This window comes from Variovorax sp. GW821-FHT10B04, assembly GCF_059415645.1.
The window spans coordinates 368,942-380,444 of sequence record NZ_JBWKNQ010000004.1; the positions used below are offsets into that span (position 1 = coordinate 368,942).

Consider the following 11,503-nt stretch of genomic DNA (forward strand, 5'->3'; position numbering starts at 1 on the left):
AAGCAACTCTTTACACGGCGACTCGAATCTCCATCCGGGCGCCCATCCCCCGGCGACTTCTCAGACAGCGACCACCTGGTTGGCAAGCGTACCGACACCTTCCAGGCTGCAGACGATCTTGTCGCCGTTTCCGAGCCAGCGCCTCGGGTTCATCGCATAGCCCACGCCCGACGGAGTGCCCGTGGCGATCACGTCGCCGGGCTCCAGCGTCAGTCCGGCCGAGAGTGAAGCGATCGTCTCCGGTATGCGGAAGATCATGTCGCCGGTACTCGCGTCCTGACGCAACTCGCCATTGACGGAGAGTTGGATTCGCAGCGCATGCGGATCCGCGATCTCGTCCGCGGTCACGATCCACGGCCCCATGGGACAGAAGGTATCCAGCCCTTTTCCCTTGAACCATTGGTCGTGGCGTTTCTGCAGGTCGCGTGCCGAGACGTCATTGACGATCGTGTAGCCGAAGACGTGCTCATAGGCTCGATCGACCGGAATATCACGGCCCTGCCGGCCAATGACGACCGCCAACTCGACTTCATAGTCCAGTCGACGCGTGACCTTCTCGTCATAGCGGATGTCTGCATCGGGCCCCACGATGGAAGTCGCCGGCTTCGTGAAGAACTGGGCGTGCTGCGGCAACTCCGTTTCCTTGTCGCGAGAGACGTTGTCCTCATGGATATGCTCCGCGTAATTCCGGCCGAGACAGAACACGTTCTTCGGAGGTCGCGGAATGGGCGCGAGGAACCGCACGGTGCGCGCATCCTTGCGCGCCCAGGCAAAGGAGCTCCTGTTCTCCAGGACCTCGCGCGCGAGCGCCAACCCTGCCTCGCCGGCCGCAATGAGGTCCAGCATGGTGAGCGGATCTCCGTGACGCAGCCCTATCGATCCGGATCGATCGGCCGTCATGCTGGCGAGCACGGCGGAAAGGTCATAGACGCCATCATCGCAATACAACGCTGCAACTGCAGTGGGCGATTGATCTATCGTGACAAGCTTCATTGAATAGCCTTTGTGGTTCGAATTGGATAAATGGACGCTACGATCGGTGCATGGCACCTCGCGTCAAATCGGCCCAGCGCGTCGTCGAAGTCTTCGAGTACTTCGCACAACGGCGCGCTCCGGCAACGCTGACTCAGATCTGCTCGACGCTGGACTATCCCCCGTCGAGCACCTTCTCTTTGCTGAACACGCTGCGCGACCTGGGTTACCTGGACTACGCCTCGGAAGACCGCACCTTCGTTCCGACCGTGCGCGCGGCGCTCCTCGGCCTGTGGGTCAACGATGCGCTTTTGCAGAACGGAACGATCGTCCGTCTCATGTATGGACTCCGCGACGAAACCGGTTGCACGGCAGTGCTCGGTGTCCAAAGCGGCGACCAGGTGCAGTACATCCATGTCGTCAAGGGCACGGACGCCGCCGACCGCACCGACGTCGCCACCGGTGCCGTTCGACCCTTGCTCCGCAGTGCAATGGGACTGGTGATCCTGGCACTCAAGACGAAGGCGGAACTCCGCGGCCTGGTCAGTCGCCTCAATGCGCGCGAACAGCCGCAGAACCAGGTCCGGATGTCGGAGCTCCTGACACGGATCGACACCTACAAGAGCCAGGGGTATGCGAGCAGCGAGGGCTTGTTCACAGCGGGCTCGGGCACCATCACGATGCTCTTGGCCGCACCCCAGCATCAACCGCCGATGGTGATCGGCCTGGGCGGAAGGATCACGGCGCTGCGCGCCAACAGAGACCGGTTCGTCGACGCATTGAATGAGGTGGTCCGACAGCACCGGCATCACATGGAAGCGCTTCCGAACACCTTCGTTCCAGCGAACTCGCCTCGCAGACGATGACGACATCATTCGGCTTTCAGTCCTGCCGTATTGGCAACCTGGCGAAGCCGCTCGATCTGCGCCATCTGGTACTTGCGCATCTCCCCGGTGCGTTGGTTGAGCAGCTCGGATCCCACCTTGACGGCGAATTCCCGGCCTTCCTTCGACGTCAGGATCTTCTGAACTGCGTCCGCGAGTCGTTCGGCAATGGCATCGGGTACTTCGGTGCGCACCATGAGCGCCGACCAGCCATAGATCGAGTAGTCCGGATATAGCTCCTTGACTGTCGGGACTTCAGGAAAGTCAGGGTGGCGCTTGTCCCCGGTGACGGCGAGCAACCGCAGCTGCCGGCCCTTCACCAGGGCGGCCATCGATGTGACGCCATCGATGGCCGCATCGATCTGTTGCGCAGCCAGGTCGGTATTCATTTGACCCGTCGTGCGATACGGCACGTGGGTGAACTCCACGCCCGCATGTTCAGACAGCCATTCCACGGCCAACCTGTAGCCGGCGCCGAAGTTGCCGAAGTTGACAGCCCGTGGTCTGCGCTTCGCTTCGGCCAGCAAGTCCTGCAAGGTCTTGATGTCCGACTTGTCGGCGACACCGATGCCAAGCATGCTGCGGCCGATGCCGGCGATCGGCTTGAAATCCTTCAACGGATCGTAGGGCAGGTCCTTGATCAGGATGGGATTGACCGCGAGATTGGTCCAGCTCCCAGCCACGATGGCATAGCCGTCGGCAGGTGCATTCTTGACGGTCATGATGCCGATCCGACCGTCTGCGCCGGGCTGGTTCTCGACGACGACGGGTTGCCCCAAAGCCATCGTCAGATGCTGCGATATGAATCGCGCCGACGTGTCGCTGGTGCTGCCTGCGGCAAAAGGCGATATCAGCCGAATCGGCCGCACGGGATAGGCCAGAGCCTCGGCGATGCCGGGAAATATCGCGCCCGCAACTGGCGTGACGGCCAACAACTTCAGGATGTCTCTCTTATTCATTTTTTTCCTCGACTTCACAATTGCATCGAACCAACGATTCGTTCAACGACCGAGGCTTCGCAGCCGATTTCCATCAGGACTTCGCGCGTGTGCTCGCCAAGCCGTGGGGGTGGCCTGCTTGCGCCGGCACCGTCGTGTGCGAAGAGAAAGCCGGTGCGAAGAACAGCGGCATCGGAAGCTCCAGGTATGGCCGTTGGCTGCAGCAATCCCCGCTGCGCGACGTGATCGAGATCGAGTGCCTGAGAAAGCGTGCGCACCGCACCGGCGGCGACGCCTGCTTCGTTCAAGCGATGCTCCCACTCGAGTGCGGAGTGGGCACGGAGTGCAACGATCACTTCCGCGCGCAGCGCTTCGGCATGAACCTGGCGACTGCGTCTGTCCTTGAATCGATCGTCGGCCACCAGATCCTGTCTTTCGATGACGCGGCACAGGTCTTCGAATTGCTCCTGCCTTACGGCACCGATGGTGATCTGCCCTTCACCCGTGGGAAAGGTATCGGCCGTCGGCGACTTGCTGTACCCCAGATTCCCCGTCCGGCGCGGCTGTACGCCGGCAATGAGGTAGGGCCCGACAATCGACATCATCATCACGAGAGACGCATCGAGCATGGCAATGTCGATGTACTGCCCCGTATTGCTCGAGTGACGTTGCAACAGCGCACTGGTGATTGCAAAGGCTGCGAGCAGTCCGGTGAAGGTGTCCACGATCGGGAATCCCACGCGCATGGGTGAATCACCGGGATCGCCGGAGACCTCCATCAATCCCGACATGCTCTGGATGATCTGGTCGATGGCCGGATTCCCACGCAAAGGCCCGGTTTGCCCAAAGCCCGATATCGAGCAATACACGAGTGCCGGATTGATCTCCTTGCACGCCGCCGGCCCCAGGCCCAGGCGCTCCATGACGCCCGGCCGGAAGTTCTCCACCAGCACATCCGCCCATCCCACCAGCTTCCTCGCCACATCCAGCTGTTCAGGATCCTTGAGGTCGAGGACGATCGATCGCTTTCCGGTGTTGACCGTGACGAACGATGGCGCCATTCCCTCGGCATGGCTTTCGCCGCCGTAATTTCGCATCGTGTCGCCTTTGCCCGACTCCACCTTGATGACATCGGCGCCCTGCATGCAGAGAAAGTGTGTCGCGATCGGTCCGGCCAGCACGTGGCTGAAGTCGAGGATGCGATAGTTGAAAAGTGCTTGATTCATGCCCTCGCACTCCGCCTCATGCATCGGTACGCGGATACGCGCCGGTGAACCTGGGCTTGCGCTTCTCCTTGAACGCGCGCTTTGCCTCGCGCCCATCCGGCGTCAGGCTCAGGTAGCGCTGCAGGCTGCCTCCCGACTCGAGATGGCTGCTGAATCCGGCAGAGTCCATGAGCAGGTTCGTCGCACTCTTGGTATAGCGGATTGCCAATGGAGGCAGTTCCACCAGCGCGTTGACATAGTCATCGACCGCGGCCTGAAATTCAGAAGCCGGAACACTGCGATTGATCAGGCCCCATTGCTGGGCTTGCGGTGCACCGAGCTTTCGTCCGAGCAGCGACAGCTCGAGCGACCGGACACGCCCGATCGACAACAGGAAGGCGCCGCCGGCATGGTTGCCGGCCTGGATCTCTCGCATCTGGAAGTACGCGGTATCGACCGCCACGATGAGATCGCAAGCCGCGGCGAGATAGGTCCCGCCGCCAATGGCGGGGCCATTGACCGCAGCAACGACGGGCTTGAAGTTGCGCTGGATGCGCTGCCGCGCCGCGACGTTCCATCGCCCATATGCATCCATGGCCTGCGCATCGGCGTCGCGCGTGAATCCAATATCCTGGCCGGCACTGAAGAAGTCGCCCTGTCCGGTCAAGACGATGCAACGGCACTCTGCGGCATTCTCTGCTTCGTCGAATGCGTGGACCAGCTCCTTGAAGGTGCCGAGATCGTGGGCATTCCGAACCTCGGGCCGATTCAGGACGATCCGCCAGACCGGTCCGTTCTTGTCGATGAGGATTGAATCGTACGTAGAAGACATTGGGTGTTCCGAGAAAGAACCCCAAGTATCTTCATCAATCGCTGTCGTTCGACGTCTTTCACATATGTGAAAGAGATTTCATGTATGTGAATCCGGGATGCATTGCCTCTTCGATGCAGGCGCCAGCTGCGCTCCCCGGTGAAACTCTTGTGAGACTCCGCGAGCGGCACGGCATGTGCCGTGCCACTGCGGGCTCTGTGTCATGGCCTCAGGACTCGGCCAGCAGATGCATCAGCGCGCGGGTGTCGGCTGTATCGAGGCCCGTGCGCCTTCCTCGGCCGGGCGCATGGTCGAGATGACCTTGCTGTTCACGCGCGAGCCGCTGACCACGTTCTGATCGGGCGCCCATGCGGCAGCCCGGGCCTGCAGGCGCACCGAGCTCTCGTTGGCGGTCGACGTGAACGGGTCGGCACCGCGCGAACCGCGGGTGACGTTCTGGTTCTGCGCATTGGCGGTTTCCACTGCCTGACGCTGTACGGCCACGGGGTCCTCGGTCGACGTGAAGGGGTCCGCGCCGCGGGAGCCGCGCGTGACGTTCTGATTGGGTGCGTGAGCGGCAGCCACGGCTTCTGCTTCGACTTCGGCGCGGCTGCGGCCTTGCGTCGGTTGGGCCTGCACGGCGCTGCAGGCAAGCAGCCAGGAAACTGCTGCGATGGCGAGGATGCGATGAGTGATGGAGTTGGTAGCGGAGTTCATGATGTCTTCCCTTTCAAAATACCGCGGGTTCGCGGCACATGGGGAGGAAGGTTATGGGCCTGACATGGCCTGCTGATGACTGCGTTAGAGACCATCATGTCTGGAGGGTGGTCGATGACGGCGCCAGCAAATGCGCGTGTTTCTCTTCAGGGGTCGCGCCGTATGCGGCATCCTTCGTCGTTTCAGGCGCCATCTCGATCGCCATCGGTCGAGCGAGTCAACTCTTCATGCCGCGTCAGACTCAGCTGCATCGCATCCAGCTTCGCCCGGACCAAACCCAGCGCATCGCTGCCGATCAGCAAGTGCTCCGGCGGCTCCTGCATCTCCACCAGGGCGAGGATGGCCGCCGCTGCCTTGCCAGGATCGCCCAGCTGCTTGCCGCTCTTGTCGATGCGCGATTGGCGGATGGGATCGAACAGGCTGTCGTAGTCGCCGATGGACCGCTCGCTGCGCACCATCGACCGGCCGGCCCAGTCTGTCCTGAAGGAGCCCGGGGCGACTGCGGTGACGGCGATGCCGAGGTCTTTCACTTCCTTCGCCAAGGTCTCGGAGATTCCTTCGAGGGCGAACTTGCTGCCGCAGTAATAGGCGATTCCGGGCATCGTGATGTAGCCGCCCATCGACGTGATGTTGATGATGTGGCCGCGCCGACGCTGGCGCATGAACGGCAGGAAGGCCTTGACGACTGCGACCGCACCAAAGACGTTGACGTCGAATTGCCGCCGCATCGCATCGAGCGGCGACTCTTCCAGAATGCCCTCGTGGCCATAGCCCGCGTTGTTGATCACGACATCCACCGGCCCGATCTCCGCTTCGACGGCGGCCGCCAGGGGCGCGACGGTGTCGAACTGCGTCACATCGAGCAGCCTCACATGGGCATCGCCCACGAGTTGCCTTTCGGATTCGATGGCCGCCTGCTCGGTACGAACCGTTCCGACGACCCGGTGACCCGCCCGCAGCGCTGCGTTGGCGATGGCACGGCCGAAGCCACTGCTGACGCCCGTGATGAAGAATGTCTTGGTGTTTTGCATGCACCGATTGTGAAATCGGGACTGTCGGCAGGCCATTTGCAATCGTCTGGATGACTTGCCTATTCCTATGAAAGCCATCGTCTTGCAGGCGATCGATCACTCGAATTGATGCACAGTACGCCGAATGAGCAAAGTGCAAGCATCAATGACCCATCGCCTCCGCAACGCGCACGAAGAGCGCCAGGCCCGCATGGTGATGCTCTTGAAACGACTCGCTCCGACGGAAGGCTACACGCCGACCGCCCTTGCGGACGTGCGCTTTCTGCGCTCCGACCGGCCATTGGCTTCGACCCCGGTGCTGTACGAACCCGGCATCGTCATCGTCTGCCAGGGACGCAAGCGCGGACTCTGGGCCGATCAGGTCTATCTCTACGACGCCCAGCATTACCTGGCGGTGTCCGTGCCGGTTCCGTTCACGATGGAAACCGACGCCAGCGCCGAAGAGCCCTTGCTCGCGATCTATTTCAGCCTCGATCTCACCGTGTTGGCCGGACTCGCATTGCAGGTCGATGAACTCATCGGGAGTTCGGGCGTGCCGCCGGTCGGCATGTTCTCGACACCGATGGACGACGCATTGGCGCAGACCGTCCTGCGCTTTCTCGAGGCGATGAGTTCGCCGGTCGAGGCTGTGTTGCTGGGCCCGGCGATCGTGCGCGAGATCTACTTTCGGGTGCTCATCGGAGAGCAAGGCGCATCGATGCGCGCGGCGCTCGCCAGCCGAGGTCAGTTCGGAAAGATCGCCAAAGCCGTCCGGCGCATCCACACCACCTTTGGCGACCGGCTCAGTGTCGACCGCCTGGCCCGTGAAGCGGGCATGAGCATTCCGACATTTCACACCCACTTTCGCGCGGTCACCCAGAACTCTCCGATGCAGTACCTCAAGTCGGTACGCCTTCATCAGGCCCGGCTGCTGATGCTGCGGAACGCGAAGACGGCGTCGGCGGCGAGCATCGAAGTGGGATACGAAAGCGCATCGCAGTTCAGCCGCGAGTTCAAGCGCTTCTTCGGACTCAGCCCCAGCGAAGAAGTCGCGCGCCTGAAGTCCGGCTTTACGATGCCTGCCGTGCGCGGAGAGCAGGCATGGGTGACGTCGCACTGACAGGTGCGCTCAGGCCTCTGCAGAACGGACGATCAAGCCAGGTTCGCTCCGGAGAGCCGCGCCCTCAGGTCGTCGAGCAGCCAACGCCCGGCACGCCCCGGCACGCGCTCGCGGAGATGCGCGGCGTGGATGGTCAGGCCGTCCGCCGGTGTCGGGTCTTCCGCGATCTCGATCGGCACGAGACGGCCGGTTGCCAGCGGCTCCTCGACGAGATGCAAGGGCATCCGGCACCAGCCGAAACCTGCCAGGAGAAAGTCGAGCCGCCGTCCGAGATCGACGAATCGCCACAACGTGTCGCCGGCCAATCCGTAATTCGGACTGCCCGGATCGGCCGGATCGGACAGGACGAGTTGCACATGGGGCGCCAGATCGTCGCGATCGGCCGGCCTCCCCAGCGCAGCGAGCGGATGGTCGCGCGACACCACCGCCTGCAGGCGGACGCGCATGAGCGGAAAAGCGACGACGTCGTCCGGCACCGCGGGGAGCAGCACGCAGACCGCCAGGGCGGCTGACCGGCTGCGCAGGCGTCGCAACGCGCCGCCCAGCGCTTCCGTCGAGAAGGTGACCGCGAGGTCCGGGAACGCGAGATTCAGCGCCCGGATGCTTTCGATCAGTGGTGCCGTCGGAATCAGCGGATCGATGGCCAGCGCCAGCTCGGGCTCGATACCGGCCCGCGTGCCGGCCGCCACGGCTTCGAACCTGGTGGCGGTCGCCAGGACCTTGCGTGCCTGATCGACCAGCACCCGTCCGATCTCGGTCAGCCGGGGGCGATGCCCGCTGCGGTCGAACAGAACGACACCCTGAACATTTTCCAGCGCGGCCACGGCCTGGCTGATCGCGGATTGCGCCCGGTAAAGCTGCCGCCCCGCAGCGGAGAAGCTGCCGGTATCGGCGATGGTGACGAGCACACGCAGTTGGTCGAGAGTGAGGCTGCCGATCATGATCAATCTATCCATCTGATGGAGATGATCATATTTTCATCTCTTCCGCAGGGGGTCTTGACGCCATAGATTCGCTCCTGTCACTGATCATCCATCCACGGAACAACAAGATGTCCAAGCTACTCGTCGTAGAAACCAGCCCCCGCGGTGCCGCCTCGGTATCGCGCCAGATGACGCGCCGCTTCGTCGCCGAATGGCAGGCCGCGCACCCACAGGGCGAGGTGGTCCTGCGCGATCTCGCCGAGATCGACCTTCCTCACGTGAACGCGCCTTGGCTGCAGGCCTACTTCACGCCGGAAGATCGGCAGTCGCCCGACATGAAGGAGGCGCTTCGCCTGTCGGATGTCCTCGTCGCCGAGATTCTTGCGGCCGATCATCTGGTCATCGCGACGCCCGTCTACAACTACAACGTGCCTGCCGCGCTCAAGGCGTGGATCGACCACATCGTTCGAAAGGGGCAGACGCTCGGCTTCGATGGCCAGGGTCTTGTCGCGGGCAAGAAGGCGACGGTGCTGATCGCTTCGGGCGGGGTCTATACCGAAGGCTCTCCCATCCGCGACCGGGACATCGCCGCGCCCTATCTCCGGCTGATTCTGGGTGTCATCGGCATCTCGGACGTGACGATCGTGGCGGGCGGCGGTGCGAAGGCCGTCGACATGGGCCAGGAAGGGATGGACGCATTCGTCGCCCGGCACGCAGACGCGATCGGGCAGGCAGCATCGGCATGAACGCGCTGCCGGGGAGCGCCCGAACCTTCAGAGCCGTTGTCGATAGCGGGTCGGCGTCTCGCCGAACGTGCGTCGAAACAGATGGATGAAGGCACTGGCGGTCGCGTAGCCGAGGTCGAGTGCGATGTGGGCCACCGGCATTCCGGCGGCAAGCATCTCCAGCGACCGCATCATGCGGGCGCGCTGTCGCCAGGTGGTGAAGTTGAAGCCGGTTTCGGCAACGAAACGCCGGCTCAGCGTGCGTGCGCTGACCGCGCCCCACTCGGCCCAGCGATCCAGGTCGCGCTCATCGGCGGGGTTGTCGATCAACGCCCGGGCGATCCGCTGGATCCGCGGATCGGTGGGCAGCGGCAACCCGAAGGGCTCGACCGGCAAGGTCCGGATTTCATTGAGGATCACCGCCGCCAGGTGCGCCTCGTCGGGCTCCAGTTCCCGCAGCGGGACGTCCACCGGCCAGGCGCATGCGCGCAGCACGGCCTCGCGCAACAAGCCGGAGGTTCGTATCGTGCAAGGCCGCTGAGGCAGTTGGGCACAGGCCGCTTCCGCCACGTAGGCGCTCCATCCATGGAACGCGCCGTGCGAACGCCCCGAATGCTCGTGGTGTGGCGGCAGCCAGACCGCATGGATGGCGGGCACCAGCCAGACGCCGTCTTCCACGCCGACCGACAACAGCCCGCGAAGCGAGCCGAACAACTGGCCACGCGCGTGGCGGTGCGGGCCGGAGCCCAGTTCATGGTCCTGCTTCTCTTCGACGGCGAACAGCACCGGTCCGTCTGCCGCCTCGACCCAGTCACGCAGGCTTTGCAAGGATTCAGGCATGGCGGATTCGAGCAATTGAATGGACCTGGCAGTTTATGGCCGCCAGCGCTTCGTCGATGCGCTGCACGTGCGCAAGCCGCGCAGGCCGAGACCGGCATGCCCTCCGGCAGGTCGGAAGGTTCGCCGCCACATGCCGCACTGGTGCGCGTTGCCCGTTCTCAGTGCGCATCTGCCAATGGAGCGATTCCGGCATCTCTTCAATCACACGCTTGGGGTCCGAATCAGTCGAAGCGGCCGGGCACACGTCTTGCTTGAGTTTGTTCATCCCGTTGAACTATGTTCTTGATATTGAACAAACCCACACCATGACGCTGCCTATCGACACCCTTGCCCTGTCCCGCCGATCGGTTCTCGCCGGCGGTGCCGCCCTCACGCTCGGCCTGGCCCTGCCGGCCCGCGCCGCCGGCACGATGACCTCCACGGTCTTCGGCGGCGTCTGGGAGAAGAACTACCGCGCCGCCATCGTCGACAGCTTCGAGAAGAAGCTGGGGGTGAAGGTCGCACTCAAGCTCGGCACCGCGAGCGAATGGCTGACCAGCGCCATGGTCAACCGCGGCAAGCCCGAGATCGACATGCTGCTGCTGCCCTACCCCGACAGCATCAAGGCGGTGCGCGCCGGCATCGGCCAGAAGCTGTCGGCGGACAAGATCCCGAACATCAAGGACGTGCATCCGATGTGGTTCGACCAGTTCCGCCAGGAGGCGGTCGGCCTGGACTATGTGGCCTACGGCATCGCCTACCGCACCGATCTCGTGAAGAAGGCGCCCGAATCCTGGAGCGACCTCTGGGACCCGGCGCTCAAGAGCAAGGTCACCTTGCCCGACATCGGCGTCTGGGGCAGCTGGGAGATGCTGGTCGCGGCGGCGCGCACCCGCGGCGGCAGCGAGTCGAACCTCGACCCTGGCTTCAAGGCGCTGCGCGACCTGAAGCCCAACGTGCGGCGCTTCTTCACCGGATCGACCGATGCGATGCAGATGCTCGACACCGGCGAGGTGTCGGTCGTGGCGATGACCACCAACATCCCGGCCTATGCGCTGATCGACAGCGGCAAGCCGGTGAAGTTCGTGTTCCCGAAGGACGGCGCGATGGTGGGCATGGTGTCCTATCACGTCACGAAGAATGCGGCCAACGCCGACCTGTGCATGCAGTTCATCAACCATGCGCTGAGCAAGGAAGCGCAGGAAGCCTTCTGCAATGCGGTCATCGCAGGGCCGACCAACAAGAACGCCAGGCTGAGCGGCCGCGCCGCCGAGCGCGTGCCCTCGCTCGACCAGTTGAAGCTGTTCGACTGGCAGAAGGTGATCCCGCAGATGTCGGAACTCACGGACCGCTGGAACCAGGAAATCGCAGGCTGATCC

12 protein-coding genes are annotated in these 11,503 nt (G+C 63.4%); 4 read left to right on the forward strand and 8 right to left on the reverse strand.

The genetic code is table 11. The features are described 5' to 3' along the window. Window positions 1-60: 60 nt before the first annotated feature. On the reverse strand, window positions 61-993 hold the full coding sequence (locus tag AC07PZ_RS12830) for a fumarylacetoacetate hydrolase family protein (protein WP_495295472.1): 933 nt from the start codon (window positions 991-993) through the stop codon (window positions 61-63). 50 nt (window positions 994-1,043) lie between these two features. On the opposite strand from AC07PZ_RS12830, the gene AC07PZ_RS12835 reads away from it, so the two are divergent. Further along, a complete protein-coding gene (locus AC07PZ_RS12835) occupies window positions 1,044-1,838 on the forward strand; it encodes an IclR family transcriptional regulator (protein ID WP_495295473.1) in 795 nt (264 codons plus the stop codon). 5 nt (window positions 1,839-1,843) lie between these two features. Here the strand turns inward: AC07PZ_RS12835 and AC07PZ_RS12840 are convergent, their stop codons facing one another. The 5 genes from AC07PZ_RS12840 to AC07PZ_RS12860 all read right to left on the reverse strand — a co-directional run bounded on the left by AC07PZ_RS12840 (window position 1,844) and on the right by AC07PZ_RS12860 (window position 6,558). Then, window positions 1,844-2,815: a Bug family tripartite tricarboxylate transporter substrate binding protein gene (locus tag AC07PZ_RS12840; protein ID WP_495295474.1), complete on the reverse strand. Its 972-nt coding sequence runs from the start codon at window positions 2,813-2,815 to the stop codon at window positions 1,844-1,846. 14 nt (window positions 2,816-2,829) lie between these two features. Further along, on the reverse strand, window positions 2,830-4,020 hold the full coding sequence (locus AC07PZ_RS12845) for a CaiB/BaiF CoA transferase family protein (protein WP_495295475.1): 1,191 nt from the start codon (window positions 4,018-4,020) through the stop codon (window positions 2,830-2,832). 16 nt (window positions 4,021-4,036) lie between these two features. Continuing rightward, window positions 4,037-4,831 (reverse strand): enoyl-CoA hydratase/isomerase family protein, encoded by a 795-nt coding sequence (locus AC07PZ_RS12850; protein WP_495295476.1) that lies wholly within the window; start codon window positions 4,829-4,831, stop codon window positions 4,037-4,039. A 231-nt stretch (window positions 4,832-5,062) separates the two neighbouring features. Then, complete coding sequence (locus tag AC07PZ_RS12855) at window positions 5,063-5,527, reverse strand: hypothetical protein (protein ID WP_495295477.1); 465 nt, start codon at window positions 5,525-5,527, stop codon at window positions 5,063-5,065. A gap of 182 nt (window positions 5,528-5,709) precedes the next feature. Beyond that, window positions 5,710-6,558 carry an oxidoreductase gene (locus tag AC07PZ_RS12860; protein ID WP_495295478.1) on the reverse strand — a complete coding sequence of 283 codons (849 nt, stop codon included), beginning with the start codon at window positions 6,556-6,558 and terminating at the stop codon, window positions 5,710-5,712. 145 nt (window positions 6,559-6,703) lie between these two features. Between AC07PZ_RS12860 and AC07PZ_RS12865 the strand changes: the two genes are divergently transcribed. Then, complete coding sequence (locus tag AC07PZ_RS12865; RefSeq protein WP_495295479.1) at window positions 6,704-7,657, forward strand: AraC family transcriptional regulator; 954 nt, start codon at window positions 6,704-6,706, stop codon at window positions 7,655-7,657. Window positions 7,658-7,689: 32 nt separating this feature from the next. On the opposite strand, the gene AC07PZ_RS12870 is transcribed toward AC07PZ_RS12865, so the two are convergent. Next, on the reverse strand, window positions 7,690-8,598 hold the full coding sequence (locus AC07PZ_RS12870) for a LysR family transcriptional regulator (protein ID WP_495295480.1): 909 nt from the start codon (window positions 8,596-8,598) through the stop codon (window positions 7,690-7,692). A gap of 110 nt (window positions 8,599-8,708) precedes the next feature. Between AC07PZ_RS12870 and AC07PZ_RS12875 the strand changes: the two genes are divergently transcribed. Further along, complete coding sequence (locus AC07PZ_RS12875) at window positions 8,709-9,326, forward strand: FMN-dependent NADH-azoreductase (RefSeq protein ID WP_495295481.1); 618 nt, start codon at window positions 8,709-8,711, stop codon at window positions 9,324-9,326. A 27-nt stretch (window positions 9,327-9,353) separates the two neighbouring features. On the opposite strand, the gene AC07PZ_RS12880 is transcribed toward AC07PZ_RS12875, so the two are convergent. Continuing rightward, window positions 9,354-10,145, reverse strand: a complete 792-nt coding sequence (locus tag AC07PZ_RS12880; RefSeq protein WP_495295482.1) for an AraC family transcriptional regulator — start codon at window positions 10,143-10,145, stop codon at window positions 9,354-9,356. Between the two features lie 305 nt (window positions 10,146-10,450). On the opposite strand from AC07PZ_RS12880, the gene AC07PZ_RS12885 reads away from it, so the two are divergent. Further along, on the forward strand, window positions 10,451-11,500 hold the full coding sequence (locus AC07PZ_RS12885; protein ID WP_495295483.1) for an ABC transporter substrate-binding protein: 1,050 nt from the start codon (window positions 10,451-10,453) through the stop codon (window positions 11,498-11,500). Window positions 11,501-11,503 lie beyond the last annotated feature (3 nt).

What these genes read in the sequence shown, in the direction of transcription:
- AC07PZ_RS12830 (WP_495295472.1), bottom strand. Translation starts at nt 993, where the DNA reads ATGAAGCTTGTCACGATAGATCAATCGCCCACTGCAGTTGCAGCGTTG.
- AC07PZ_RS12835 (WP_495295473.1), top strand. Translation starts at nt 1,044, where the DNA reads ATGGCACCTCGCGTCAAATCGGCCCAGCGCGTCGTCGAAGTCTTCGAG.
- AC07PZ_RS12840 (WP_495295474.1), bottom strand. Translation starts at nt 2,815, where the DNA reads ATGAATAAGAGAGACATCCTGAAGTTGTTGGCCGTCACGCCAGTTGCG.
- AC07PZ_RS12845 (WP_495295475.1), bottom strand. Translation starts at nt 4,020, where the DNA reads ATGAATCAAGCACTTTTCAACTATCGCATCCTCGACTTCAGCCACGTG.
- AC07PZ_RS12850 (WP_495295476.1), bottom strand. Translation starts at nt 4,831, where the DNA reads ATGTCTTCTACGTACGATTCAATCCTCATCGACAAGAACGGACCGGTC.
- AC07PZ_RS12855 (WP_495295477.1), bottom strand. Translation starts at nt 5,527, where the DNA reads ATGAACTCCGCTACCAACTCCATCACTCATCGCATCCTCGCCATCGCA.
- AC07PZ_RS12860 (WP_495295478.1), bottom strand. Translation starts at nt 6,558, where the DNA reads ATGCAAAACACCAAGACATTCTTCATCACGGGCGTCAGCAGTGGCTTC.
- AC07PZ_RS12865 (WP_495295479.1), top strand. Translation starts at nt 6,704, where the DNA reads ATGACCCATCGCCTCCGCAACGCGCACGAAGAGCGCCAGGCCCGCATG.
- AC07PZ_RS12870 (WP_495295480.1), bottom strand. Translation starts at nt 8,598, where the DNA reads ATGATCGGCAGCCTCACTCTCGACCAACTGCGTGTGCTCGTCACCATC.
- AC07PZ_RS12875 (WP_495295481.1), top strand. Translation starts at nt 8,709, where the DNA reads ATGTCCAAGCTACTCGTCGTAGAAACCAGCCCCCGCGGTGCCGCCTCG.
- AC07PZ_RS12880 (WP_495295482.1), bottom strand. Translation starts at nt 10,145, where the DNA reads ATGCCTGAATCCTTGCAAAGCCTGCGTGACTGGGTCGAGGCGGCAGAC.
- AC07PZ_RS12885 (WP_495295483.1), top strand. Translation starts at nt 10,451, where the DNA reads ATGACGCTGCCTATCGACACCCTTGCCCTGTCCCGCCGATCGGTTCTC.